Origin of the sequence: Roseibium sp., from assembly GCF_025698965.1 — a bacterium.
Classification (GTDB): Bacteria; Pseudomonadota; Alphaproteobacteria; order Rhizobiales; family Stappiaceae; genus Roseibium.
Genome location: NZ_JAILWL010000022.1, coordinates 1 through 25,312, shown reverse-complemented (window position 1 = coordinate 25,312; position 25,312 = coordinate 1). Strand labels below are relative to the sequence as shown.

Annotated in this window: 23 protein-coding genes; 16 read left to right on the top strand and 7 right to left on the bottom strand. The window is 56.7% G+C overall.

The features are described 5' to 3' along the window. The 12 genes from K5905_RS03425 to lpdA all read left to right on the top strand — a co-directional run. A partial coding sequence (locus K5905_RS03425; protein WP_297580335.1) for a protease inhibitor Inh/omp19 family protein occupies positions 1 to 411 on the top strand: 411 nt, incomplete at its 5' end. 74 nt (positions 412 to 485) lie between these two features. Next, the gene (locus tag K5905_RS03420) at positions 486 to 1,271 is read left to right on the top strand and encodes a hypothetical protein (RefSeq protein WP_297580333.1); all 786 of its coding nucleotides are present in this window, start codon (positions 486 to 488) and stop codon (positions 1,269 to 1,271) included. A gap of 393 nt (positions 1,272 to 1,664) precedes the next feature. Further along, positions 1,665 to 2,822 carry a cell division protein ZapE gene (gene zapE, locus K5905_RS03415; protein WP_297580339.1) on the top strand — a complete coding sequence of 386 codons (1,158 nt, stop codon included), beginning with the start codon at positions 1,665 to 1,667 and terminating at the stop codon, positions 2,820 to 2,822. A 173-nt stretch (positions 2,823 to 2,995) separates the two neighbouring features. Then, complete coding sequence (mdh, locus tag K5905_RS03410) at positions 2,996 to 3,958, top strand: malate dehydrogenase (protein ID WP_297580331.1); 963 nt, start codon at positions 2,996 to 2,998, stop codon at positions 3,956 to 3,958. Positions 3,959 to 4,030: 72 nt separating this feature from the next. Further along, positions 4,031 to 5,230: an ADP-forming succinate--CoA ligase subunit beta gene (sucC, locus tag K5905_RS03405; RefSeq protein ID WP_297580329.1), complete on the top strand. Its 1,200-nt coding sequence runs from the start codon at positions 4,031 to 4,033 to the stop codon at positions 5,228 to 5,230. Continuing rightward, complete coding sequence (gene sucD, locus K5905_RS03400; RefSeq protein WP_297580327.1) at positions 5,231 to 6,136, top strand: succinate--CoA ligase subunit alpha; 906 nt, start codon at positions 5,231 to 5,233, stop codon at positions 6,134 to 6,136. A 206-nt stretch (positions 6,137 to 6,342) separates the two neighbouring features. After that, positions 6,343 to 9,330 carry a 2-oxoglutarate dehydrogenase E1 component gene (locus K5905_RS03395; protein ID WP_297580337.1) on the top strand — a complete coding sequence of 996 codons (2,988 nt, stop codon included), beginning with the start codon at positions 6,343 to 6,345 and terminating at the stop codon, positions 9,328 to 9,330. Between the two features lie 63 nt (positions 9,331 to 9,393). Further along, positions 9,394 to 10,896 (top strand): 2-oxoglutarate dehydrogenase complex dihydrolipoyllysine-residue succinyltransferase, encoded by a 1,503-nt coding sequence (odhB, locus tag K5905_RS03390; protein ID WP_297580325.1) that lies wholly within the window; start codon positions 9,394 to 9,396, stop codon positions 10,894 to 10,896. Positions 10,897 to 10,934: 38 nt separating this feature from the next. Continuing rightward, positions 10,935 to 11,549, top strand: a complete 615-nt coding sequence (locus K5905_RS03385; RefSeq protein WP_297580323.1) for a LysE family translocator — start codon at positions 10,935 to 10,937, stop codon at positions 11,547 to 11,549. Positions 11,550 to 11,605: 56 nt separating this feature from the next. Continuing rightward, positions 11,606 to 13,015, top strand: a complete 1,410-nt coding sequence (locus tag K5905_RS03380; RefSeq protein WP_297580321.1) for a caspase family protein — start codon at positions 11,606 to 11,608, stop codon at positions 13,013 to 13,015. Positions 13,016 to 13,028: 13 nt separating this feature from the next. Beyond that, complete coding sequence (locus K5905_RS03375; protein ID WP_297580319.1) at positions 13,029 to 13,796, top strand: SDR family oxidoreductase; 768 nt, start codon at positions 13,029 to 13,031, stop codon at positions 13,794 to 13,796. Positions 13,797 to 13,841: 45 nt separating this feature from the next. Further along, a complete protein-coding gene (gene lpdA / locus K5905_RS03370) occupies positions 13,842 to 15,245 on the top strand; it encodes a dihydrolipoyl dehydrogenase (RefSeq protein ID WP_297580317.1) in 1,404 nt (467 codons plus the stop codon). 123 nt (positions 15,246 to 15,368) lie between these two features. On the opposite strand, the gene K5905_RS03365 is transcribed toward lpdA, so the two are convergent. From K5905_RS03365 to K5905_RS03345, 5 genes are all read right to left on the bottom strand, one after another. Then, positions 15,369 to 16,145 (bottom strand): methyltransferase domain-containing protein, encoded by a 777-nt coding sequence (locus K5905_RS03365; protein WP_297580315.1) that lies wholly within the window; start codon positions 16,143 to 16,145, stop codon positions 15,369 to 15,371. 67 nt (positions 16,146 to 16,212) lie between these two features. After that, entirely contained in the window at positions 16,213 to 16,632 is a 420-nt protein-coding gene (locus K5905_RS03360) for a helix-turn-helix domain-containing protein (RefSeq protein WP_297580313.1), read from the bottom strand. An 86-nt stretch (positions 16,633 to 16,718) separates the two neighbouring features. Next, positions 16,719 to 17,684 (bottom strand): metallophosphoesterase, encoded by a 966-nt coding sequence (locus K5905_RS03355; RefSeq protein WP_297580311.1) that lies wholly within the window; start codon positions 17,682 to 17,684, stop codon positions 16,719 to 16,721. Positions 17,685 to 17,947: 263 nt separating this feature from the next. Further along, positions 17,948 to 18,181: a hypothetical protein gene (locus K5905_RS03350; protein WP_297580309.1), complete on the bottom strand. Its 234-nt coding sequence runs from the start codon at positions 18,179 to 18,181 to the stop codon at positions 17,948 to 17,950. Positions 18,182 to 18,295: 114 nt separating this feature from the next. After that, positions 18,296 to 18,700 carry a serine/threonine protein kinase gene (locus K5905_RS03345; protein WP_297580308.1) on the bottom strand — a complete coding sequence of 135 codons (405 nt, stop codon included), beginning with the start codon at positions 18,698 to 18,700 and terminating at the stop codon, positions 18,296 to 18,298. 173 nt (positions 18,701 to 18,873) lie between these two features. Between K5905_RS03345 and K5905_RS03340 the strand changes: the two genes are divergently transcribed. Next, positions 18,874 to 19,377, top strand: a complete 504-nt coding sequence (locus K5905_RS03340; protein WP_297580306.1) for a GNAT family N-acetyltransferase — start codon at positions 18,874 to 18,876, stop codon at positions 19,375 to 19,377. Between the two features lie 6 nt (positions 19,378 to 19,383). Here K5905_RS03340 and K5905_RS03335 read toward each other — a convergent pair whose 3' ends face one another. Then, on the bottom strand, positions 19,384 to 20,343 hold the full coding sequence (locus K5905_RS03335) for a tyrosine recombinase XerC (RefSeq protein ID WP_297580304.1): 960 nt from the start codon (positions 20,341 to 20,343) through the stop codon (positions 19,384 to 19,386). Between the two features lie 190 nt (positions 20,344 to 20,533). Between K5905_RS03335 and K5905_RS03330 the strand changes: the two genes are divergently transcribed. After that, a complete protein-coding gene (locus tag K5905_RS03330) occupies positions 20,534 to 21,481 on the top strand; it encodes a sterol desaturase family protein (RefSeq protein ID WP_297580302.1) in 948 nt (315 codons plus the stop codon). 11 nt (positions 21,482 to 21,492) lie between these two features. Here the strand turns inward: K5905_RS03330 and fsa are convergent, their stop codons facing one another. Next, complete coding sequence (fsa, locus tag K5905_RS03325) at positions 21,493 to 22,146, bottom strand: fructose-6-phosphate aldolase (RefSeq protein ID WP_297580300.1); 654 nt, start codon at positions 22,144 to 22,146, stop codon at positions 21,493 to 21,495. 291 nt (positions 22,147 to 22,437) lie between these two features. Here fsa and K5905_RS03320 point away from each other — a divergent pair, with 291 nt between their 5' ends. Together K5905_RS03320 and K5905_RS03315 are read left to right on the top strand one after the other, a co-directional pair. Next, positions 22,438 to 24,633, top strand: a complete 2,196-nt coding sequence (locus K5905_RS03320; protein ID WP_297580298.1) for a primosomal protein N' — start codon at positions 22,438 to 22,440, stop codon at positions 24,631 to 24,633. A 184-nt stretch (positions 24,634 to 24,817) separates the two neighbouring features. Further along, positions 24,818 to 25,312 (top strand): F0F1 ATP synthase subunit delta (locus K5905_RS03315; protein WP_297580296.1); only part of this gene is annotated, 495 nt, incomplete at its 3' end.

Genomic DNA, 25,312 nt, shown 5'->3' with positions numbered 1-25,312 from the left:
CCCGTGGGAAGTGGAACCTTGGAGCCACTTGATCCGAATGCGGTTCCGGGGGCCGGTACGGCAACCGACGTGGCGAGCACACCGACGGATCTGGCAAGCAATCCGGTATCAGCGCCGTCAAACGCCCAGACTGTCGGTCGCTCGGACCTGCTGGGAGGCTGGAAACTGTCTTCGGCCGGAGACAATTGCATGGCGTTCATGACACTGACCACATGGTCGGGTGGATATCGCGCCAATACCAGAGGTTGTACGACGCCTGTTCTGTCGGGAATTTCCGCGTGGGACCTGAACGGCAATCAGGTGGTTTTGAAGGACGGATCCGGTGTGATTGTTGCCCAGCTTTATTCCAGCACTCCGGGGCAATTTAACGGGCAGACTTCAGGCGGAACCCCAATCTCACTATTTCGTTAACAACCCTCCGTAAAAATGCTGGACATTGCGCGTTAAACGTGTATATTTGCAAGCCAACCGGAAAGGCTGTGCAAATGTCGAAATATGAACCGCTCCGCGAACATTTGGCTCGTCTTGAAGACGTTGTCTGGGCTGCCAAACTGGACGAAGTCGAACACATCATAGGTTCTTCGCTACCCAAAAGCGCACGGGAACATCGCACGTGGTGGGCGAATTCGGGAGGAAGCCTGGTCCATCAGAATGCCTGGCTGGATGCGGGCTGGCGTGTGGAGCGCACGGATCTGATGCGCGATGTAATTGTGTTTCGCCGCTTGCGCATTGGCGGTACGGCCATTGCGGCAAACTCATCCCGGATGGACCGTCCGACAAAGAACCCTCAACGAGCTGCTGAAAAACGCCTTGCCAAGGAAATGGCGGCGCTCCGCCAGCCCGCAACCGTTACGCTGAGGTCCGAATGGACGACCCTTGGAGACGTGCAATCGACACCCTGCTCAAAAGCAACGATCCCGCAGCAGGGAGGAGTCGTACGCTTCGCAACGCTGAACGGTGACGAAGTCAGCACGGTTATCGTGGCAACTCTTTCCATTCATCAGGTCTATCGCAGCCTGCGCATGGAAATGAAGGGTCTGGAAAACGATACCGACAGTCCTGTAGGGGGCGAATTGTTCGAAAAGGCGGAGTTCGACCCCAAAGCTCCCATCGAATGTGATGTCGTCAAATCCGGAAATGCCTGGCTGCTGACCGATGGCCGCGGCCGCAAGGCCAATCTCGATGAGCAGGCCGAGTGCTATCTTGTGGCGCAGCTTCTGTATCTTCAGGAACTGCAAACCGGCCGCAGTTCAACGCTTCTGCTGCGCTAGCCCGCAGCTCAAAAGCTCCTCCCGCACGGTGAGCGTTTCACTGTGCCCGCCGCCCGCATCCGGATACCCGGCTGCGGGCGTTTTGGTTTCTGGAGGTTTGCGTGTTTCAAGGATTCGCTGACAAGTAGTCTTTCTGCAACTTTATAGTGCGAATTGTGCGTTGAGATGCGTTGGCGGTTGTTCCCGGTTTCTGACACTGGCCAAAGGGCCAAATTGCCAGGGGGCGTGAGTTCCTTAAGATTCAATCGGTTGAATGCTGGTTCCGTGAAGATGGGTAACAGTTTCGAAACATATCATGACTTGCATCTGCGGCGTTTTGACCGTATTTCGCCGTGCAAATAAAACACCTTGGGGCCCCATGAGTCCTCATGGAGGGGAGCAGCACCCTTGAAGATGGAACTGCCGGTCAACAGAGCCTTGAATGCGCGCTATGATGCTTTGATAGCATCTGGCCAGATCGAGGAAGACCCTGTCCAACGGGAGGCCGTGCGTCAGCTCGATCTTCTCAACACCCGCCTGGCCGAAACCCGGCTAGCCTCCAAGAAAAGTTCGCTTGGGTGGCTGTTTGCCAACAAGAAGAACCAGCTATGGGCCTCGGTGCAGGGGCTTTACATGTGGGGTGGCGTCGGACGCGGAAAAACCATGCTGATGGACCTTTTTTATGAGGTCACGGTAATCCGCAGGAAGCGGCGGGTGCATTTTCACGAATTCATGACGGATGTGCATGAGCGCATTCACGAACATCGTCAGGCACACAAGCGCGGCGAGGTGAAGGGTGATGATCCGATTCCGCCGGTGGCAACCCAGCTTGCCGAAGAAACGCGGCTTCTGCTGTTCGACGAGTTTTCGGTTACCGATATTGCCGATGCGATGATCCTGGGGCGGCTTTTCACCCAACTTTTTGAGCGGGGTGTCATCGTGGTGGCAACCTCGAATGTGGAGCCGACAAATCTCTACAAGGATGGTCTAAATCGACAGCTGTTCCTGCCTTTCATCAAGATGTTGACGTCCAAGGTCGAGGTCCTTCATCTGGACTCGCCCAAGGACTACCGCCTCGAGAAACTCGCCGGAGCCCCGGTTTACGTCACGCCGCTCGATGAAGATGCCGACGCGCAAATGGACCGGATCTGGGCTAAACTGACCCATGGTATGAAGCCGCATGCTGAAGAGCTGGAAAACAAGGGCCGGAAGATACCAGTACCTTGCGTTGCGGCCGGAGCCGCGCGATTTACCTTCGACGATCTGTGCAGCCAGCCGCTCGGTGCGAGCGATTATCTGCGGATTGCCAACGCTTACAGTACGGTGTTTCTGGATCATGTTCCTGTCATGTCGAAAGCTCGGCGGAACGAGGCCAAAAGGTTCATTACGCTGATCGACACGCTCTACGATCATGGCATCAAACTGATTGTTTCCGCCGAAGCCGAACCGCAATCGCTCTATGTTGCCGAAGGGGGAACAGAGGCATTCGAGTTCGACCGGACGACCTCCCGTCTGATTGAAATGCGGTCCGAAGCCTATCTGGCGGGTGAACGGCGCGAGGTACACGCATAGGTCTGCATTCCCTATAGGTGAATTATGCAGGCGGGAAGATTTGAGAAATTTTGCTTCCGTTTGCGCAATATTCTTTTGGCGAGGTTGCGCAGGCGAAGCAAAGAGAGTAGTGCCATCTCCAGTCATCGGCGGATGGCATATGGTTCCATCTTACGTAAAGGGAAACTTTCGATATGGCGCGGAACAAAATTGCCTTGATCGGCTCTGGTCAGATCGGCGGCACACTCGCTCATCTGGCAGGTTTGAAGGAACTGGGGGATATCGTTCTTTTCGATATCGCGGAAGGAATTCCGCAAGGCAAGGCGCTCGACCTCGCTGAATCTTCTCCGGTAGACGGCTTTGACGCCAACCTGTCTGGTGCCAACAGCTACGAAGCAATCGAAGGGTCGGACGTTGTCATCGTCACGGCCGGTGTTCCCCGTAAGCCGGGCATGAGCCGCGACGACCTTCTGGAAATCAACCTGAAGGTCATGGAGCAGGTTGGTGCCGGGATCGCCAAATACGCTCCGAACGCGTTTGTCATCTGCATCACCAACCCGCTCGACGCCATGGTCTGGGCACTGCAGAAGTTCTCCGGTCTGCCGAAGAACAAGGTTGTCGGCATGGCCGGTGTCCTCGACAGCTCCCGCTTCCGTTATTTCCTGGCAGAGGAATTCAACGTTTCGGTTGAAGACGTCACTGCATTCGTCCTGGGTGGCCACGGCGACACGATGGTTCCGCTGACCCGTTATTCCACAGTCGCCGGCATTCCGCTGACCGACCTGGTCAAGATGGGCTGGTGTACAGCCGAACGCCTGGAAGAAATCGTTCAGCGTACCCGTGACGGCGGCGCCGAGATTGTCGGGCTGCTGAAAACCGGTTCTGCCTTCTACGCTCCGGCAGCATCCGCAATCTCGATGGCGGAAAGCTATCTGAGAGACAAGAAGCGTGTTCTGCCGTGTGCAGCTGCGCTCGACGGTCAGTATGGCCTGAAAGACACCTATGTGGGTGTTCCGGTCGTGATCGGTTCCGAAGGCGTGGAGCGCGTCATCGAGATCGACCTGCAAGGCGACGAAAAAGCCAACTTCGAAAAGTCCGTCGCAGCTGTCGACGGTCTGGTCGACGCTTGTAAGAAGATCCAGCCGGCGCTTGGCTAAGCGCAAGCTTTCTGGAATCAAGTGCCGTTCCTTCAAATTGAAGGAACGGTTCTCCGACAACGGGGGAAACACATGAACATTCATGAATACCAGGCCAAGGCCGTGCTGAAGGAATTCGGTGCACCTGTGGCCGAGGGCGTCGCAATCTTTTCTGCCGATGAAGCAGAAGCAGCAGCAAAGAGCCTTCCGGGCCCGCTTTGGGTCGTCAAGTCCCAGATTCACGCCGGCGGCCGCGGCAAAGGCAAGTTCAAGGAATTGCCCGCAGACGCAAAAGGCGGTGTCCGCCTGGCGTTCTCGCTGGACGAAGTGACCGCACATGCCAAGGAAATGCTCGGCAACACGCTGGTCACCAAGCAGACCGGTGACGCAGGCAAGGTCGTCAACCGTCTCTACATCGAAGACGGCGCCGACATCGAGCGCGAACTCTATCTCTCCATTCTGGTTGATCGCACCGTCGGCCGACCGGCCTTTGTCGTTTCCACTGAAGGTGGCATGGACATTGAAGCGGTTGCCGAAGAGACACCGGAAAAGATCATCACTCTGCCGATCGATCCGGATACCGGCGTGACCGATGACGACGTTGCCAAGTTGTGCGACGCGCTCGAGCTCGATGGCGTTGCCCGCGAAGACGGCAAGACGCTTTTCCCGATCCTTCACAAGGCCTTTGTCGAAAAAGACATGGCGCTTCTGGAAGTGAACCCGCTGATCGTCATGAAAGATGGTCGTCTGCGCGTTCTTGATGCCAAGGTCTCCTTCGACGGCAATGCGCTGTTCCGCCATGACGACATCATGGCCCTGCGCGATGAGACCGAAGAAGACGCCAAGGAAATCGAAGCGTCCAAATACGATCTTGCCTACGTCGCGCTCGACGGCGACATCGGCTGCATGGTCAATGGCGCCGGCCTTGCCATGGCAACCATGGACATCATCAAGCTTTATGGTGCCGAACCGGCCAACTTCCTCGATGTTGGCGGTGGTGCTTCCAAGGAGAAGGTGACCGCGGCATTCAAGATCATCACGTCCGATCCGAACGTCAAAGGCATTCTGGTCAACATCTTCGGTGGCATCATGCGCTGTGACGTGATCGCGGAAGGTGTGATCGCGGCCGTTCAGGAAGTGGGCCTGCAGGTACCGCTCGTCGTTCGCCTCGAGGGCACCAATGTCGAGCTTGGCAAGAAGATCATCAACGAAAGCGGATTGAACGTGATTGCCGCTGACGATCTCGACGACGCCGCCCAGAAAATCGTGAAAGCCGTCAAGGGGGGCGCGTAAATGTCGATCCTCGTCAATAAAGACACGAAAATCATCGTTCAGGGCCTGACCGGCAAGACCGGTACGTTCCACACGGAACAGGCGCTTGAATATTACGGCACCAAGATGGTTGCCGGAGTGCATCCGAAAAAAGGCGGCGAGACCTGGGGCAGCGTTGAAGGCTCCGCTCAGCTGCCGATCTTTGCAAGTGTTGGCGATGCCAAGGAAGCAACCGGTGCCGACGCATCCGTGATCTACGTTCCGCCGGCGGGCGCGGGCGCTGCGATCATCGAGGCGATCGATGCGGAAATCCCGTTCATCGTCTGCATCACCGAAGGCATTCCGGTTGCCGACATGGTCAAGGTCAAGCGTCGGTTGGAGAAATCCAACTCCCGTCTTCTGGGTCCGAACTGCCCGGGCATCCTGACCCCTGAAGAATGCAAGATCGGCATCATGCCGGGCTCCATCTTCAAAAAGGGTTCCGTCGGTGTTGTCTCCCGTTCCGGCACACTGACCTACGAAGCCGTGTTCCAGACCTCCAATGCCGGTCTTGGCCAGACGACGGCAGTCGGTATCGGCGGCGACCCGGTCAAGGGCACGGAATTCATTGACGTGCTGGAAATGTTCCTGGCCGATGACGAGACCCAGTCCATCATCATGATTGGTGAAATCGGCGGGTCTGCTGAAGAGGAAGCCGCACAGTTCATCAAGGACGAAGCCAAGAAGGGCCGTTCGAAGCCGATGGCCGGTTTCATCGCGGGTCGCACGGCGCCTCCAGGCCGGACCATGGGTCACGCAGGTGCCGTGATTTCCGGCGGCAAAGGCGGCGCGGAAGACAAGATTGCAGCAATGGAAGATGCCGGCATCAAGGTTTCGCCTTCGCCTGCAAAACTTGGCGAAACACTTCTCGAAGTGTTGAAGGGCTAAAAACGCAAGAAAACTTTGCAGCGGGCGACGGAAACTGTTTACGTTTCCCGCTGCATAGTGAAAGGATAGGTTACGGCGCGTTTCGTGCTGTGACTATTTTTCGAGGGGCCGGTGCAATGACATCGGTCTTTGTAGGGAACCGGCCGCGGGTCATATTTTCGGCCCGCCAAAACAAAAAGGGCGGAGCAGACCTCCGCTAGATGCACATGGCACGGCAGGAAGCGAACAACGTATTCGCACTGACGTCGTTGCTTTACGGCGCCAACGCAGCCTATATCGAAGACCTCTACGCTCAGTACAAGACGGACCCGAACTCGGTTGACGCCGAGTGGCGGGACTTTTTTGCTGCCTTCCAGGACGAAAAAGAAGCCGTTTTGAAAGAAGCGCGCGGAGCACCCTGGAAGCGCAAGGACTGGCCGATCGAAGCCAACGGTGATCTGGTCAATGCCTTCGACGGCAATTGGGGACCCATCGAACAGAAGCTTGGCGACAAGCTGAAGAAAAAGGCCGAAACCAAGGGCGAACCGATTTCGGATGCCGAGGTTCATCAGGCAACGCGTGATTCCGTTCGCGCGCTGATGATGATCCGTGCCTACCGCATGCGCGGCCACCTTCATGCCGATCTCGACCCGCTCGGCCTTGCCGGCAAGGGCGATCATGAAGAGTTGCATCCATCGTCCTATGGCTTCACCGAAGCCGACTGGGACCGCAAGATCTTCATCGACCATGTTCTGGGTCTCGAATATGCCACCATCCGCGAGATGCTCGACATTCTCAAGCGGACCTATTGTTCAACACTCGGTGTTGAATTCATGCACATCTCCGATCCGGCGGCCAAGGCCTGGCTTCAGGAGCGCATCGAGGGTCCGGACAAGCAGGTTGCCTTCACCACGGAAGGCAAGAAAGCCATCCTGAACAAGCTGATCGAGTCCGAGGGTTTCGAGAAGTTTCTGGATGTCAAATATACCGGAACCAAGCGTTTCGGTCTTGATGGTGGTGAAGCGCTGATTCCGGCGCTGGAACAGATCATCAAGCGCGGCGGCCAGATGGGCCTGAAGGATATCGTTCTGGGCATGGCACACCGCGGCCGCCTGAATGTGCTCTCCCAGGTGATGGGCAAGCCGCATCGGGCCATCTTCCACGAATTCAAGGGAGGTTCCTACGCCCCGGACGATGTGGAAGGTTCGGGCGATGTGAAATACCACCTTGGTGCCTCCGCCGACCGGAGCTTTGACGGCAACGATGTGCATCTGTCGCTGACGGCCAATCCGTCACACCTGGAAATCGTCAACCCGGTCGTGCTTGGCAAGTCGCGCGCCAAGCAGGACCAGCTTGCAGCAGATCCGAGCGGCAACTTCATCGAAACCACGGAAGTCGACCGTGGCACGGTTCTGCCGCTGCTTCTCCACGGGGATGCGGCCTTTGCAGGTCAGGGTGTCGTTGCCGAGTGTTTCGGTTTGTCGGCACTGCGCGGTCACCGGACCGGCGGTTCGCTTCATGTGATCATCAACAACCAGATCGGCTTCACCACCAATCCGCGGTTCTCGCGGTCTTCGCCCTATCCCTCCGATATGGCGAAGGTGATCGAGGCTCCGATTTTCCACGTCAACGCAGATGACCCGGAAGCGGTGGTCTTCGCCGCCAAGATTGCGATTGAATTCCGCCAGACTTTCCAGCGTCCGGTTGTCATCGACATGATCTGTTACCGTCGCTTCGGCCACAACGAGGGCGACGAGCCTGCGTTCACGCAGCCGATCATGTATCGCAAGATCCGCAAGCACGCGACGACCCTGCAGCTCTATTCCGAGCGCCTGATCAAGGAAGGTGTCCTCAGCCAGGAAGAAGTCGATCAGATGAAGGCCGACTGGCGCAAGCATCTGGACGGTGAGTTCGATTCCGGCCAGGCGTTCAAGCCGAACAAGGCCGACTGGCTCGATGGTAAATGGGCCGGCATGAAACGGGCTGGGGATGAAGACGATCCTCGTCGCGGCGAAACCGGACTGCCGGTAACAGAGTTGAAGGACATCGGGCGGGCGCTGACCCATGTTCCGGATGGCTTCAACATTCACCGCACGATCGCGCGGTTCATGAACCATCGTGAACGCATGATCGAAACCGGTGAAGGCATCGATTGGGCAACGGCAGAAGCCCTCGCATTCGCTTCGCTCCTGAAGGAAGGCCACCCGGTGCGTCTGTCCGGTCAGGACTGCGAACGCGGCACCTTCTCGCAACGTCACTCGGTGCTTTACGATCAGGAAGACGAAAGCCGTTACATTCCGCTGAACCACATCGCACCCGGCCAGCAGCGCTACGAGGTCATCAACTCGATGCTCTCCGAAGAAGCCGTGCTCGGATTTGAATATGGTTATTCCCTGGCTGAGCCGCGCGCATTGACCTTGTGGGAGGCCCAGTTCGGCGACTTTGCCAACGGTGCTCAGGTCCTGTTCGACCAGTTTATCTGCTCCGGCGAACGCAAGTGGCTGCGTATGTCCGGTCTCGTCTGCCTGTTGCCGCATGGTTATGAAGGGCAGGGTCCGGAACACTCGTCAGCGCGTCTGGAACGCTATCTCCAGCTTTGTGCGGAAGACAACATGCAGGTGGCGAACTGCTCGACACCGGCAAACTACTTCCACATTCTGCGTCGTCAGCTGTGCCGTGATATCCGCAAACCGCTGATCCTGATGACGCCGAAATCCCTTCTGCGCCACAAGAAGGCGGTTTCCAGGATTGAAGAGCTCGGCCCGGACTCCACATTCCACCGTCTGCTTTGGGACGATGCCCAGATCAACCCGGCATCGGAAACCAAGCTGGTTGCAGACGACAAGATCCGTCGTGTCGTCATGTGTTCGGGCAAGGTCTATTACGACCTTTACGAAGAGCGTGAAAAGCGCGGCATCAACGACGTTTATCTGATGCGTATCGAGCAGCTTTATCCGTTCCCGAAAAAGGCACTGATGATGGAGCTTGCCCGTTTCCCGCAGGCGGAAATGGTCTGGTGTCAGGAAGAGCCGAAGAACATGGGCAGCTGGTTCTTTGTCGAAGCCTATATCGAATGGGTTCTGGAACAGATCGACGCCAAGCACCGGCGCCCGCGCTATGCAGGCCGATTGCCAATGGCCTCGACGGCAACGGGCCTGATGTCCGCGCATTTGGCGCAGCTCCAGGCGTTCCTCGAAGAGGCTCTAGGAAACTAATCTCGAGAGGGCCGTTCGGCCCTCTTTCACAAATTGGCCAGGTAATTTTAAGAGAAGGCGACCATGGCAACCGAAATTCGCGTGCCCACGCTGGGTGAATCCGTTTCTGAAGCAACTATTGCGCAGTGGTTCAAAAAACCAGGTGACGCCGTCAATCAGGACGAGCCGCTGGTAGAGCTGGAAACCGACAAGGTAACGGTGGAGGTTCCCTCACCGGCGGCAGGAACCCTGGAGAGCATCGTGGTGAAGGAAGGCGACACCGTCGAAGTTGGCGCGTTGCTGGGTCAGATCGCCGAAGGCGCGGTTGCCGCCGCTGCACCGGCAGCCGCCGCGTCGGCAAAGGAACAAACCAAATCTGACGCCAAGGCCGAACTGGTTGACGTTGTGACACCGAGCGCGGGCGAATCCGTAACCGAGGCTGAAGTCGGTGAATGGAGCGTCAAGGTTGGTGACGTAGTCAAGGCGGACGACACACTGGTTGAACTGGAAACCGACAAGGCAGCTCAGGAAGTTCCAGCGCCGGTTGGTGGCACGGTTGTCAAGATTGCCGTTGAAACCGGCACCACTGTCGAGCCGGGCGTTCTGCTGTGCCAGATTGACCCGAGCGGAGCAGGTGCTGCTGCAGCCCCGGCTGCAAGCGCCGCTGCTCCTGCCGCATCCACTGGAAGCTCCATGCCGCCAGCACCTTCTGCGCAGAAAATGATGGCGGAAAACAAGCTCTCATCGGATCAGGTTGCCGGGTCCGGCAAGCGTGGTCAGGTGCTGAAAGAAGATGTCATCAACGCGATTGCCTCCGGTGCGACCGCTTCCGCATCGGCCCCGGCAGCGGCCCAGATTGCCCGCGGGCCAGTCGCGGCCGAAGATGAAGTACGCGAAGAACGCGTAAGAATGACCAAACTGCGCCAGACCATCGCGCGCCGCCTGAAAGATGCCCAGAACACCGCCGCCATGCTGACCACTTACAACGAAGTGGACATGGGCCCGGTCATGGAACTGCGCAAACAGTACAAGGAACTGTTTGAGAAAAAGCATGGTGTGAAGCTTGGCTTCATGGGCTTTTTCACCAAAGCTGTTACGCATGCCCTGAAGGAAATTCCGGCAGTGAATGCCGAGATCGATGGCACGGACATCATCTACAAGAACTTCTGCCATATCGGCGTCGCCGTCGGCACTGACAAGGGTCTCGTGGTTCCGGTCGTTCGCGATGCCGACCAGATGTCCATTGCAGAAATCGAGCAGGAAATCGGCAACCTCGGCAAAAAGGCCCGGGATGGCAAATTGGGCATGGCTGATATGTCCGGCGGCACCTTCACCATCTCCAATGGTGGCGTTTATGGTTCGCTGATGTCGTCACCGATTTTGAACGCGCCTCAGTCCGGCATTCTGGGTATGCACAAGATCCAGGAACGCCCGATGGCGGTCAACGGTCAGGTCGTGATCCGTCCGATGATGTATCTGGCACTCTCCTACGATCACCGGATTGTCGACGGTAAGGAAGCCGTGACCTTCCTGGTGCGCGTCAAGGAAAGCCTGGAAGATCCGCAGCGTCTGGTCCTGGATCTCTGATCCGGCGCGCTGCGCCTGAAGCTCAAAAGGGGGCCGGGATGAGCCTGGAATTTCTGATCACCGCGTTGATCGTCGTACTCGTTCCGGGAACGGGCGTTGTCTATACGGTTGCGGTCGGGCTTGGCAAAGGACGGCAGGCGGCGCTTGCTGCCACAATCGGTTGCACGCTCGGGATCATTCCAGCCATTCTGGCTTCCGTCGTCGGATTGGCGGCGCTCATGCATACCAGCGCCCTGATCTTTCAGGTCGTGAAATATGCCGGTGTCGCATATCTGCTCTATCTTGCCTGGCAAACGCTGAAGGACAGCGGCCCGCTGGAACTGAAGGCAGACAAGGGTGCGCGCAAGAGCTTTTGGGCGACAGCACGCACCGGCTTCCTGATTAACATCTTGAACCCGAAGCTGACGGTGTTCTTTCTTGCCTTCCTGCCGCAATTCGTCAGCCCCTTGGCGCAAAATCCGGCTGTAGACATGCTGCTTCTCGGCGGTGTCTTCATGGCCATGACTTTCGGCGTCTTTCTGATCTACGGCCTGTTTGCATCGCTGGTTGGAGAAAAGGTCCTGCGCAGCGACAGGGTCATGGTGTGGATGCGCCGGACAATCGCTGCGACTTTCGCCGGTTTTGGCCTCAAGCTGGCGTTGGCGGAGCAGTGATTTCCGCACGGCAGATCATAACCGACCGTCGGCAAAGGTAAGAGGGAGTGGGCGCTATGAAACGCTGTGTTCTGACGGTTCTTTTCCTGACCTTATCGATACTTGGCACGGTATCGGCAGCGCTTTCCGATCAGCAGCGCACAGCACTTGTCATCGGCAATGCCGACTACGCTTTCGCCCCGCTTGCCAATCCCGTCAATGACGCGGTGGCCATGGCCAAGGCTCTGGATGAGGCAGGCTTCAACGTCATCCTGCAAACAGACGTCAGTCGACAGGGGATGAAGGCGGCCTTGCGCGCTTTTGGCGAGAAGCTGAGTGCGGATAACAGCATTGGCATGTTCTACTTTGCCGGCCACGGGATCCAGATAAAGGGCGAAAACTTTCTGTTGCCGCTCGGCGCGGAATTTCCGGATGAAGAAACCGTCAAGACGCAAGCGGTTGCGGTCAGCGAAGCTGTGGACCTCATGACCACATCTCATGACGGGTTGAACATCATTGTCCTGGATGCCTGCCGCAACAACCCGCTGACCGGGAACAGCAAGGGTCTTTCGCGCATTGACAGCAGTGCCCGATTGTTCGTGTCCTATTCAACGTCACCAGGGGCGGTTGCGCTGGATGGTTCTGGGGTCAACAGCCCTTATACGAAACATCTTGCAACATCGATCAAGACACCGGCTCTGAGTCTGGAGGAGACCTTCAAACGCACGCTGAAGGGTGTCTATCAGGACACCGGTGGCGAGCAGACCCCTTGGATTTCGTCTACATTTTTCGGCGATTTCAAGTTCATTGCGGGTGATGCCTCCGGAACGCTGGACAAACCGGTCAGGGTTGCTGCGACGTCTTCAATCGGCAAGGCCCTTGCGGAGAGTCTTGCTCGAAATGGACCGGCGCGGCGCATCTCGGGAGTTTACCGTGTTGCTGGATCGAATCCGGACGGTTCCGGATATTCCGGCATGCTGTCGATCACACCGGAAGGCCGCAAGGTTCACCTGACCTGGTGGATCGGCGACGACGTGTTCACCGGTGTCGGAGAATTTGCCGGACGCATGCTTGTCGTCAACTGGGGAGACAAGCACCCGGTGGTCTACACTTTCGACGGTGAAAAAGCACTCGACGGTGAATGGGCAGACGGCTCGGCGAGCGAAAGACTGACGCTGTTTTCGCGGGCAACCCAAAACAATCTTTCTCTGCTTGAAGGCACCTACAGTTCAGCCGGGCGAAATCCGGATGGATCGACCTATACCGGTACAGTCGATATTTCACGCCAGGGCCGCAAATTCACGCTGGTCTGGCAGGTAGGTGCAGACAGTTATCGGGGCGATGGAGTCCTGGAGGGAAATGTGCTGACCGTTGACTGGGGGGATACGACACCGGTTGTTTACGCGCTGACCGGCGATGGCACCCTGCAGGGCCTATGGTCGGGCGGGCGCGGCTCTGAAAACCTGCAATTCGTTGATGGCAGATAGGAGGCGTTCACCGGTGGCGGAAGTCGAAAAAACGGTAGTTCTGGTGACTGGCGGGAGCCGGGGAATCGGCGCGGCGGTGTGCCGTAAGTTGGCCGGACTGGGGCACACCGTGCTCGTAAACTATGCAAACAACAGCTCGGCAGCACAGTCTGTTGTCCACGACATCGAGGCCGTTGGCGGTCAGGCGGTGGCGGTACAAGGCGACGTTCAGCACGAAGCGGACATCTTGAAACTGTTCGGTGAGGTCGACAGGCTTGGACGCCTCGTTGGTCTGGTAAACAATGCCGGTGTGGTCGATCACGCCCAACGTGTCGACGAAATGACTGTCGACCGCCTGACCAGAATGTTCTCCATCAATCTGGTCGGAACGTTCCTGTGTGCCCGAGAGGCTGTCAAACGTATGTCGACCAGACATGGCGGCAAGGGCGGAGCAATCGTCAATCTTGGTTCGGCAGGGTCCAAGCTCGGATCTCCGGGACAATATGTCGATTATGCTGCGTCCAAAGGGGCGATTGATACGATGACCGTCGGCCTTGCACTTGAAGTCGCAGAGGAAGGCATCCGCGTGAATGCGGTCCGGCCCGGCATCATCGATACTGATATACATGCATCAGGAGGTGCGCCCGATCGGGTGGCCCAACTGCAATCCAAATTGCCGATGAAACGCGCGGGTACTGCTGATGAAGTGGCCGATGCAATTCTTTGGCTCATGTCCGAACAATCCAGTTACACGACCGGCGCCATTCTGGACGTATCCGGAGGCCGGGCGATTTTACCCTGATCCAGAAACCTGGACTTAAAACTGAAAGAGGCAAAGGCGACCCAAATGTCCCAATATGATCTTGTCGTCATCGGAACCGGCCCTGGAGGCTATGTGTGTGCGATCAAGGCAGCGCAACTCGGTCTGAAAACCGCCGTTGTCGAAAAACGCGCAACGCTTGGCGGGACCTGCCTCAACATCGGCTGTATTCCGTCCAAGGCGCTGTTAAATGCCTCCGAAATGTTCGAAGAAGCCGGCCACGGTCTTGAGAAGCTCGGCGTCAAGGTTTCCAAACCAAAGCTCGATCTGCCTGGAATGATGAAGCACAAGAGCGAAGTAGTGGATGCCAATGTCAACGGTGTCGCCTTCCTGATGAAGAAGAACAAGATCGACGTTCACACCGGTACCGGCAAAATTCTCGGTCAGGGCAAGGTCGAAGTCACCTCCGAAGACGGGTCTGCGACGGTTCTCGACACGAAGAACATCGTCATCGCCACCGGGTCCGATGTCATGCCGCTGCCGGGCGTCGAGATTGACGAAAAACAGATTGTGTCGTCCACCGGTGCTCTGGAACTGGAAAAAGTACCCGGCAAGATGGTTGTCGTCGGCGGCGGTGTCATCGGCCTGGAGCTTGGATCTGTCTGGAACCGCCTCGGGGCCGAAGTTACCGTAGTCGAGTTTATGGACAAGATCCTCGGACCGATGGACGGTGATGTGTCCAAGAACTTCCAGCGTATGCTGAAGAAACAGGGCATGACCTTCAAGCTGTCTTCCAAGGTCACAGGCGTTGAGAAAAAGGGCAAGGGCCTTGCGGTCACCGTTGAACCCGCAAAGGGTGGCGATGCGACCGTGATTGAAGCCGACATTGTACTGGTTGCCATTGGCCGTCGTCCATATTCCGAAGGTCTGGGCCTCGACACAGCCGGTGTTGCCATGGACGATCGCGGTCGTGTCCAGATCGATTCCCATTACAAGACCAATGTCGACGGCATATATGCGATCGGTGACGTGGTTGCCGGTCCGATGCTTGCTCACAAAGCGGAAGATGAAGGTGTTGCTATTGCCGAAATCCTCGCCGGTCAGGCTGGACACGTGAATTACGATGTCATTCCGGGTGTTGTGTACACCCAACCGGAAGTCGCGTCCGTGGGTAAGACGGAGGAAGAACTGAAAGCCGCAGGTATCGAATACAAGTCCGGCAAGTTCAACTTCTCTGCGAATGGCCGCGCTCGCGCCATGAACCATACCGATGGTTTTGTGAAAGTGCTCGCCGACGCCAAGACCGACCGGGTTCTGGGGGTCCATATCATCGGCTTCGGTGCAGGTGAGATGATCCATGAAGGAGCAGTTCTGATGGAATTCGGCGGTTCCGCTGAAGACCTGGGCCGGACCTGTCACGCTCATCCGACCATGTCTGAAGCGGTTAAGGAAGCAGCACTGGCTGCCTTCTCCAAGCCGATCCACTCCTGATTTGAGGTTTGCGCTGTCCGCGCTGAAGACACAATGAAGCCGGGGGTTCCTTACCCAAAGAGCCTCCGGCCTTTTTTTGAGGAACGGCAGAAGGTGCCACCGGCGAAGATGTCGGTTGATGGATCAGGTTTTGCGGGCCACAATGACAAAGTGGGTGATTGAGAAGAACATACGCCCGGAAGCATCGAGCTTCTTCTGTTCCAGAGCCCATTCCCTCGCCTCTTCTTCCGGCACAAGATCTTTTTCAATCACAAACGGTACCATGAGATTGATCATCATGTTCGGCAATCCATCCGGGTGAAGGCCGGTTGCGCTGAAAGGCACGGGTGTGACTTGCTCGACAACAAAGCCGGCGGTTTGCAGGATCGGAGGCAAGACTGCCGGAACACAGCGTTCAATCAGATGGCGGTCCCAGGCGACAAGCATCTTGTGCATGCGTTCGGGATAGTCGCTGAACCAGGTGAGAGTGTCCCAGTGCATGTCGCCGACAACCAGCCTGCCACCCGGCTTCAGTACGCGATGAGCTTCGACCGCTGCACTTTGCAAGTCATCAAGATATTCAAACATCTGCAAAGATACGGCCCTGTCGACCGAGTTGCTTTCAAGCCCAAGCGTGTTTGCCGTTCCGTCCAGGATCTCGACATTGGGCAGGTCTGAGCACCTTTGATGGGCCGCTTTGCGCATGTTGTCGCTTGGATCGATGCCGAAAACCTTGCCTGTTTCACCGAGAGTTCTTGCAAGTTCCTGAGTCAGCAGGCCGTTACCGCACCCGATATCAGCAATCCGGTCTCCAGGTCGGGGGCAGAGCGCTTCGAACGAAGCCCTGCGGCGTCGGGAGAAATCTGCCCCGAGATAGGCGTTTTCCAGAAGCTTTGTTGTTCGAGCATTGAATTTCAGCATCTAGGCTTCCTCTCTCGCGACACAGCTGAGTGAACTGATCCGCAAGCCGTTCTGTTGTGAAGATGGCTTAGTGCTCATTCCCGCACAGACTGTGATCTCCAAAGGCTTTCAGGACATTGCATTCCGTCACGGTATGGTCGCCGCAACAACTTGCCGCGATCCGTTCCAGCTCCGCCTCCAGTTTTTTAAGGTGAGCGATCCGCTGGCGGACGGACTCCAATTGGGTCGCAGCGATCTGGTCTGCTTGCTCGCAGGTCTTGTCCGGATGCTGGCTGAGTTCGATCAGATCACGGATGGCAGGCATCGGCAGGCCAAGATCGCGGCAGTGTTTGATAAAACCGAGCCGGTCGAGATCGGTTTCCCGGTAGCGTCGCTGATTGCCTTCCGTTCTGAGCGGCGCATCGAGCAGGCCTTCCTTTTCATAATAACGGATGGTCGGCACCTTGACGCCGGTCTGTTTCGACAAATCGCCGATCGAATAGTCCATGACGGGTCCTGAAAGCTATAGTTTGTATAGCTATTATCGGCATACCGGAACTGGATTCAAGACAATGGCCGGGATTTGTTGCTCTCTCAGGCGGTTATGGCAGGGGATCCGCCACCGAGATTTACAACAGTGATTTCGGGTGGAACTCCGAACCTTACTGGAACGAGCGAGCAGCCGAGGCCACCGGAAACGACAAGGTGCCGTGGCTCCGTTGCAAGCGCAAGGTGGCGGCTGAGCGTCGTTCCCGTTGTTTCCACGATATGACCGTAAGCGTATTTCTTGCCGTGTTTGGCAGGGAAGGCTGGTTTGTAGCCGAACCAGTTTATCTGTCCGCCGTGCGTATGACCGCTGAGCGTCAGGCTGACCCGATCGGGTACACGGCTGAAAATGTCGGGTTCATGCGCCATCAGGAGAACCGGAGCATCATCCGTGACTTGGTTGAGCGTGCCACCAAGGTCATCCAGGCCGCGCCAGCCGTAGCGCTTGATTTTTCGGATCGGTCTCAGGGCGATCTGGTCATCCAGTCCGGCCAGCCAGAAGGCCTTGCCGTCTTTTTCGATGCGCTCAGCCCTGTTCTGGTAGAGTTCAATTCCCGCGTTGATAAGAGCCTGACCGTATTTTGTCGGTCCAGCGCCGGCAAGCTGCGCGTCCCGGTCGTCCCACCAGTCGTGATTGCCCAAAATGGCATGCGTGCCCAGAGGAGCCGACAGATCGCCGAAGAGATCTGCCCAGGCCTGGTGCGGGATCGGCTCATATTGCCATTTGTGGCTGGCAACATAATCACCCAGCATCAGGATGATATCGGGCTTCAAGGCATTCGTGCGCTCCACGATAAATCGGACCCGGTCCAGCTTCATCCATGGATCACAGACATGCGGGTCGGCAATCAGCGCCACCTTCAATGCAAGGTCATCGGGCCAGCGCGACGGTGTCAGATTGTATTGCTGAATGCGCAGCCGAAAGGGCTCAATGCCAATCGCATAGGCAGGCGCGGAAAATGCTCCCAGCGCAGCGATACCAATTCCTTTAAGAAAAAGCCGCCTGGAAATCATGAACGGCGCACCTCAATCTGAACCAAAAAACACTCTGATCTTTCAGAGTCTGGCGTGCCGATGCGGTTCAATGAAGGCGTTTTTATGCAGAAATTGTGCATTCTAGAGAGGTTCGTGAAAACCTTGAAACAAAGAGCACGACGTTTCGCGTTGAAATCTTTGAGTTCAGGAAACGATAGGGAGTTCCTTCTTTTCACGAATTCTTTCACAAGAACGAAAGCCCGCCGCGAGCGACGGGCTTCAGAGCGCTAAAATCCTGTCTTTTATTCGGCAGGTTTGTCGGCAGGGACAGGCAAGACAATAATATCTTCAAGAACGTCATCGCCAATGTCATTGGTGGCGATGGAGATATCCGTGTCCAGGTCCGGAACAACAGTCGTATCAGCGACGGTTGTTTGCTTGGCTTTTGCGGACTTGCCCCAGGAACAGGCGCTCGCCGGTGCGATTGCAAGTGCCGTCAGGGCGAGGGCTGCGACTGCAGTGCTCAATAAACGCATTTTCCCCTCCGTTCATCTTCTGCTCTGAACCAGAGCAGCTTTCCGTAGGGTAATGAAAATTGAGGCGCTGACAAGGAAAAAGGCAAATTTACCTTGCTCTGAAGCAGGCAAAATCTACTTTTTCTGCAGATTATAGGTCTTTTCGGTGCGTGGCGATGATTGATCATTGACCACATTGATGACATGCGTGTCGAGCAAGTCCCCAAACGCCTTCAGGGTAATCTGCTTGCTGCTCAAGAAACCGACCAGCAACACCTGAACGGCCCCATCGGAGCGCATTGCCGCTTTTGTCCAGCCCCACTTGCAATCCCTTGGAACGCAGGATGTGAAGGCGCGAACCCGCACATAGACTTGATTGTTCTCGCAGCGGCTTTCCACCTCGATCCGGCTGATTTCCTTTGGCTCCGCGTCCGGATTGATCCAGACACCATCCTCGGGGATCGGGCAGTAAATGCGTTGTGCCACAGACGGAGCCGCCGACAGCAGCAAGAAGCCGATGGCGAGGATCATCAGACGCATTCACACTTCTCCTTATGGACTGGGCCACGGGGAATGCCCTGGCAACGCGATAATGGACAAGGCCTCGTTCATTTTGACAATACTTTAGCTGATTGACAGTGCAGCCACCAGAAGGCGTTGTCGCTATACTGAACAACTTCTTCGATTCCCGTCACATCACTTAGAGAACATTCATGCACTCAATTGAGACCGAACAGTTCGTGCTCAAGCCGCCAAAAGAGGGTGACCTGCCCGTTTACCGCGCCTTCTTTTCAGATAGAGAGGCTTCCCGCTTTTACGGCGGGCCACTCAGAGACGATCAGTCGTGGCGCGTGCTTGCAGGGCATCTCGGGCATTGGCATTTGAGAGGGTATGGCATGTGGATGGTCGTACCCAAAAACGGAAAGGCAGCGATCGGTGGCTGCGGTTTCGTCTGGCCGGATGGCTGGCCACGGCGGGAACTGACATGGTGGCTCATGCCTGAAGCTCGCGGAACCGGTGCAGCGGTAGAGATTTCAAACGCTGCAATTCGTCACGCCTATGACGCGTACCGTTGGCCACTTGTGGAAACACACATGGATGACAGTAACCATGCGGCCAGGAAACTGGTTCTCAAACTCGGTGGCCGGGAAATCGCACGCGAAGAATTTCCCGATGGCAAGACACGATCGGTCTACCAGTTGCCGCGACCCAGTTAAGGACGATCACCGGCGGGGATGAGCTTTGTCGTAGGCCGACAGAAGATGTGCGCTGTCGATTTCGGTATAGATCTGTGTCGATGCAAGGCTGGCGTGGCCGAGCAGCTCCTGGATCGTTCTGAGATCACCACCTCCCGACAGCAGATGTGTTGCAAAGGAGTGCCGCAGAGCATGCGGAGTGGCCGTTTCGGAAAGGCCCAGCGCTCCACGCAGTTTTTCCATGGCGAGCTGAATCATGCGCGGGTTCAAAGGACCTCCACGCGCGCCCAGAAAGAGAGGTCCTTCCGCGTTGATCGGATAAGGGCAAAGCTTGAGATAGAGCTCGACCGCCTGACACACGGCGGGAAGGATCGGCACGATGCGCTCTTTCCGTCCCTTGCCGAGAATGCGCAGAGTTTTGCTGCCGGTTTTGGGTGCCATGTTTCCGGTAAGCGACAAGGCTTCCGAAATACGCAGACCGCATCCGTAAAGCAGCGTCAGCACGGCGGCATTGCGAGCTTCGATCCAGGCTTCGCTTTCCATCGCCAGATCGCCACTGGTGATATCTATCGCATCCTTGGAGGAAACCGGTTTGGGAAGGGAGCGCGCCTGGCGGGGAGGACGCACGGCGTCGGAGGCAGCGGCATTCACTTCGCCCCGTCGTTCCAGAAATTTCAGAAAGGAACGGATGCCCGCCAGCCCTCTTGCCAGTGACCTGCTTTGGACACCATGGCGCCGCCGGTATGCCAGAAAGCTCCTGAAATCCGCCGGTCTGAGGGCCGCGATATCCTTCAAGCCCGGCGCGCCGCCGAGATGACCGGTCAGAAATCTCAGGAACTGACGCATGTCCCGCTCATAGGCAAGCAGCGTCTTGTCCGACAGACGGCGTTCGTCCGACAGGTGGTCCAGCCACTGACCCAGACGTTGGTTCAAGTCTGGCCTTGCGGTGACAAGCAGGGAATCGAGATCGCTTTCTTTTGCACACATGCTGCCAGTGTGGCGCAAAGGCCCCTACGGACCCTTAACGCTGGTTATGATTTTAAACTCATGAAACCAAAATCTGCCTCAGGTCATGGTCTGGCTGGCGCTGACCACGAAATGACAAGTGAACTGTTCAAGTTTACAGCCGCTTAAACACTTGTAGTTAGGTTTTCCCAAATCTCAGCGGATCAGATCAATGGACATTTTCGTCAGCATTGCCAATTCGATTGCCGATATCGCGATTATTTTGGTCAATAATCGCCTGGCAAGCGATTCCTTTCTGGCCGCTACCAGCTTCGCTTCAATTGTGCTGATCATAAGCCTGCATATTCGTGGCTATAAGCTCGACTGGCCGAAGCGACTGATCAAGAGTGTTGGGGCAAATATTGCGTTTTTGTGGGGCAACCTGCTGTTTGCGCCAGCAGTATTTGTGAGCGCCGATTATGTCCGGCATGCCTATGACGCGATAAACTTGCCGCATGTAGACGTTAACTTCTGGAGCAGCGTTCCTGCATGGATCCTGGTTCCTTTTGCTGTTTTCTGTTTCGATTTTGCCAATTACTGGAACCATCGTCTGATGCATCGAAGCTGGTTGTGGCCAATTCATGCAATCCATCACTCGGATCCCGAGCTCAATGCCATGACGACCTACCGGGTTCATTTTCTTGAACCGCTGGTCATGTCAATTTCCTACATTCTGCTCCTAAGCTGGCTCGGATTTCCAACAGACGTAATGGGCGTTGGTGCCATCTTCGTGACGTTGCACAACATGTATGTGCATATCAATGTGGACTGGAATCACGGACCTTTTAAATACGTGATTGCCTCTCCGCGCATGCACCAATGGCACCATGCCGACTTGCCTAAAGCTTACGGCAAGAACCTGGCAAACGTATTTCCGATTTTCGATGTCGCCTTTGGCACCTACTACGTTCCGGGACCTTGCAAAGAAGCTTTCGGCGTTCAGGGAGCACCGGAAAATGACGTCGTAAAGCTCACGCTTTTTCCGTTTGCGGAGTGGGGTCGAATGGTCTGGCGGTCTGTGCGTCCGTCGCAGAATGCGATCTTGGTCAGCGAGCCTGACCAGTTGGACACAAAAAAGCACCGGGCCGTCGAGCCCGATGCTTCAGTTGCGAATTCCTGAGTTCAACCCGATTACAGGATGCTCTGTCCGGTTTTTGCCCAGTCGGCCAGGAACGCATCCAGCCCCTTGTCGGTCAGCGGATGTTTGACGAGAGCTTTCAGTGTTGCCGGCGGTATGGTTGCGACATCTGCACCGATGATCGCGCAATCCTTGACGTGGTTCGGCGTGCGGATGGATGCCGCCAGGATTTCCGTTTCATAGCCATAATTGTCGTAGATCACCCGAATTTCACGGATCAGTTCCAGGCCGTCGGCATGGATGTCGTCGAGGCGACCGATGAACGGAGAGATATAGGTTGCGCCGGCCTTGGCTGCGAGCAGAGCCTGGTTGGCCGAGAAGCACAAGGTAACATTCGTCTTTGTGCCTTCGTCTGTCAGCTGCTTGCAGGCTTTAAGCCCGTCAAAGGTCAGCGGCAGTTTGATGACCACATTGTCAGCCAGTTCGCGCAGCACATGCGCTTCCTTGATCATCGTGTCGAAATCGGTGGCGGCGACTTCGGCCGAAACATCGCCTTTGGTGATTTTGCAGATCTCGGCGATCACTTCCTTGAAGTCGCGGCCGGATTTGGCGATCAGTGATGGGTTGGTGGTCACACCATCAAGAAGACCGGTGGATTCCAGTTCCTTGATTTCAGCCGTGTCGGCGGTGTCGACGAAGAATTTCATAAGTCTCTTCTCCCTGTGGGGCGTGCCGTCTGTTGCCAGATTTCGGTTGCCGGATGCGTTCCCCCGCGCTTCGGGTAAAACGATTAAGTGGTCAGCTGGGCTCTCTTTACCCTAGGATGATGACAAGAAGAACCCCTGATTCTCTGGTGGAAGAAATTTTTGTGGTACGTACCTCAAATTCAACAGGGCTTGCGCCCGGGCGGCTGCGGGGCAAAGTCATGTTTCGGCGCAACCGTGCGAACGCTCCACAATACCCCGTGCTGAAGCGAGGGGACGAGGACCTGACTTCCAGTGCTTTTTGACGATCCAGAATTCAAAGAAACAATTGCCAGTGTTCTGGTCCCGGTCGCGGTGCCGGTCGCCTATACGTATAAAGTTCCGGCCGGTCAGTCCGTTGTTCCCGGGACAATCGTCAAGGTGCCGCTCGGTCCGCGCGAAGTTGTCGGCGCTGTCTGGGACGTCGAGCCGGATGCGGCCATCAACCCGAAGAAACTGAAGACAATTTCGAGGATCTACGACACGACACCGCCGCTCGACGACGATCTTCGCCGTTTTGTGGACTGGGTCGCAAACTGGACGTTGGGTGCTCCCGGAATGGTGTTGCGAATGGTGTTGCGGTCCGAGGAGGCGCTGGAACCCGAAGCACCCGTTCCCGGTGTGCGGCGGATCGAGGGTGCTGAACCGGATCGGTTGACGTCCGCCCGCAGACGCGTCCTTGAAACCATGGAAGACGGATTTGCCTGGACGAAAAGCGGACTGGCACATGCGGCGGGTGTTTCACTATCGGTCATCGACGGGCTATTGCAGCAGAATGTTCTGGAAACGGTATCCTTGCCTGCATCTCCTCCTCCACCGAAACCGCAGATCGATTTTGCACCCAAACCCCTGACCGCCGCACAGCAGGCAGCGGCGGAAGGGTTGAAAGAGAATTTCGACAAGGGTGGCAGTGTTGCCTTGATCGACGGGGTCACGGGGTCGGGCAAGACAGAAGTCTATTTCGAGGCGATTGCAGAAGCCTTGAGGCGAGACAGGCAAGCACTGGTTCTGTTGCCGGAAATAGCACTTACCGAACAGTTCCTGCGCCGCTTCGAGCAGCGATTCGGGGTCTATCCGGCAGAATGGCATTCGGAGATCACGCCGAAGAAGCGAGCCCGTGTCTGGCGTGGAGTGGCCTCTGGCGATGTCCGGGTGGTAATCGGTGCACGTTCTTCACTCTTTCTGCCGTTCAAGGAACTCGGGCTGATCATCGTCGATGAAGAGCACGATGCCGCTTTCAAACAAGATGACCGTGTGCCCTACAGCGCCAGGGATATGGCCGTCGTTCGCGGGCACCTTTCCGGATTTCCTGTCATCCTGGCGTCCGCCACGCCCTCGGTGGAGAGCCATGTCAACGCGGATCTCGGTCGGTATGCTCTCTATGAATTGCCGGAACGGGCGTCCGGGGCTGCTCTGCCGGATCTGCAGGAAATTGACATGAGGACGGACGGGCCGGAACGTGGCCGCTGGCTGGCTCCTGCCCTGGTCCATGCCATAAAGGACACATTCGCGAGCGGCGATCAGTCACTTCTCTTCTTGAACCGTCGGGGATATGCCCCCCTGACTCTTTGTCGCACCTGTGGTCACCGTTTTCAGTGCGCGCATTGCAGCGCCTGGCTGGTGGAGCACCGGTTCCAGAAAAAACTCGTCTGCCATCATTGCGGTCATTTCGAGCCGGTTCCTGACGCCTGTCCGTCCTGTCAGAGCAAGGACAGTCTGGTTGCCTGCGGACCGGGTGTTGAGAGAATCGCTGAAGAAGTGTCCGACCTCTTCCCGCAAGCACGCACACTGATTCTCTCCTCCGACCTGCCCGGTGGCCCGGAACGGCTGAAGCGGGAAATGAAGATCGTCGAGGAGGGCGGTGCGGACATTGTCATCGGCACGCAGCTGGTCGCCAAGGGACACAATTTTCCGAAAATGAAACTGGTAGGTGTCATAGATGCGGATCTGGGACTGGCGCATGGCGACCCGCGAGCTGCGGAAAAAACCTTTCAGCTTCTGGCTCAGGTAACGGGGCGTGCCGGCCGCGTAACCGGCGGAGGCAAAGGTTTTTTGCAGACCTATAATGCCGATCATCCGGTGATCAGAGCGCTCCTGTCCAGCAACAAGAACGCCTTTTACCTGGCAGAGATCGAGGCCAGGCGTGTCGCAGGCCTGCCGCCCTTCGGGCGATTGGCGGCCGTAGTGGTGTCCGGACCGGACAAGACTTTTGCCGAAGGCTTCGCAAGGGCGTTGGTTCGCGCTGCACCACATGATGAAGCCGTCACGCTGCTCGGTCCGGCGGAAGCGGCCCTTGCCATGGTACGTGGCCGTTATCGCTACAGGCTGCTGGCAATGGCGCCACGCCAGTTCGATCTGCAAGGTTATTTACGCAACTGGCTCGCCTCCGGGCCAAAACCGTCTAAAGGATTACGGGTCCAGGTAGACATTGATCCGCAACACTTTTTGTGAGTGCATAGCAAAAAACACCTAGAAATCGGCAAGAACAGGCTTCTGGCGAAGTTGCACACTGGGAAACCCTGTGCTAATTGAGGCGCGGCTTTGGGGGAACGGTTTTACCGTCATACCTTCCGACCTTGAAATCATTCATCTTTTCAATGCCTTGCGGACGCTTGCCGTTTTGCGGGCTTGAAAAATGTCAGAGAGCACGGACCTGGTGACTGACAACGTATCTCTCGTATCCGGCGTGGCACAGCGTTATGCGTCCGCCCTTCTCGACCTCGCAGAGGGGGATGGCGCAACGGCTGACGTGGAGCGGGATCTGACTGCTTTCGAAGGCATGCTTGCCGAAAGTGAAGATCTCGACCGTCTTGTGAAAAGCCCGGCATTCAGTGCTGAGGAGCAGCTTGCAGCGCTCACCGCACTTCTCGAAAAGGCAGGCATTTCCGGTCTTGCCGCAAATTTTGTGAAGCTGGCTGCCCGTAATCGGCGCCTCTTCGTTCTTCCCGACATGATCAAGGCCTTCCGGGCCCTCCTTGCTGAACGGCGGGGTGAGGAAACAGCTGAGGTGATATCCGCAGCTGCTCTTTCCGACGAGCATGTCGCTGCCCTGAAAGAAGCTCTTTCCGCTTCCACGGGCAAATCCGTAAACGTCGCAGCGAAAGTTGATCCTGCTCTGATCGGTGGCCTG

Excerpts from the sequence above, each read along its gene's own strand:
- fsa (WP_297580300.1), bottom strand. The coding sequence starts at position 22,146 with ATGAAATTCTTCGTCGACACCGCCGACACGGCTGAAATCAAGGAACTG.
- K5905_RS03395 (WP_297580337.1), top strand. The coding sequence starts at position 6,343 with ATGGCACGGCAGGAAGCGAACAACGTATTCGCACTGACGTCGTTGCTT.
- K5905_RS03335 (WP_297580304.1), bottom strand. The coding sequence starts at position 20,343 with ATGTGTGCAAAAGAAAGCGATCTCGATTCCCTGCTTGTCACCGCAAGG.
- lpdA (WP_297580317.1), top strand. The coding sequence starts at position 13,842 with ATGTCCCAATATGATCTTGTCGTCATCGGAACCGGCCCTGGAGGCTAT.
- K5905_RS03340 (WP_297580306.1), top strand. The coding sequence starts at position 18,874 with ATGCACTCAATTGAGACCGAACAGTTCGTGCTCAAGCCGCCAAAAGAG.
- sucD (WP_297580327.1), top strand. The coding sequence starts at position 5,231 with ATGTCGATCCTCGTCAATAAAGACACGAAAATCATCGTTCAGGGCCTG.
- K5905_RS03420 (WP_297580333.1), top strand. The coding sequence starts at position 486 with ATGTCGAAATATGAACCGCTCCGCGAACATTTGGCTCGTCTTGAAGAC.
- K5905_RS03345 (WP_297580308.1), bottom strand. The coding sequence starts at position 18,700 with ATGCGTCTGATGATCCTCGCCATCGGCTTCTTGCTGCTGTCGGCGGCT.
- K5905_RS03330 (WP_297580302.1), top strand. The coding sequence starts at position 20,534 with ATGGACATTTTCGTCAGCATTGCCAATTCGATTGCCGATATCGCGATT.
- odhB (WP_297580325.1), top strand. The coding sequence starts at position 9,394 with ATGGCAACCGAAATTCGCGTGCCCACGCTGGGTGAATCCGTTTCTGAA.
- K5905_RS03365 (WP_297580315.1), bottom strand. The coding sequence starts at position 16,145 with ATGCTGAAATTCAATGCTCGAACAACAAAGCTTCTGGAAAACGCCTAT.
- K5905_RS03380 (WP_297580321.1), top strand. The coding sequence starts at position 11,606 with ATGAAACGCTGTGTTCTGACGGTTCTTTTCCTGACCTTATCGATACTT.
- sucC (WP_297580329.1), top strand. The coding sequence starts at position 4,031 with ATGAACATTCATGAATACCAGGCCAAGGCCGTGCTGAAGGAATTCGGT.
- mdh (WP_297580331.1), top strand. The coding sequence starts at position 2,996 with ATGGCGCGGAACAAAATTGCCTTGATCGGCTCTGGTCAGATCGGCGGC.
- K5905_RS03360 (WP_297580313.1), bottom strand. The coding sequence starts at position 16,632 with ATGGACTATTCGATCGGCGATTTGTCGAAACAGACCGGCGTCAAGGTG.
- K5905_RS03355 (WP_297580311.1), bottom strand. The coding sequence starts at position 17,684 with ATGATTTCCAGGCGGCTTTTTCTTAAAGGAATTGGTATCGCTGCGCTG.
- K5905_RS03385 (WP_297580323.1), top strand. The coding sequence starts at position 10,935 with ATGAGCCTGGAATTTCTGATCACCGCGTTGATCGTCGTACTCGTTCCG.
- zapE (WP_297580339.1), top strand. The coding sequence starts at position 1,665 with ATGGAACTGCCGGTCAACAGAGCCTTGAATGCGCGCTATGATGCTTTG.
- K5905_RS03350 (WP_297580309.1), bottom strand. The coding sequence starts at position 18,181 with ATGCGTTTATTGAGCACTGCAGTCGCAGCCCTCGCCCTGACGGCACTT.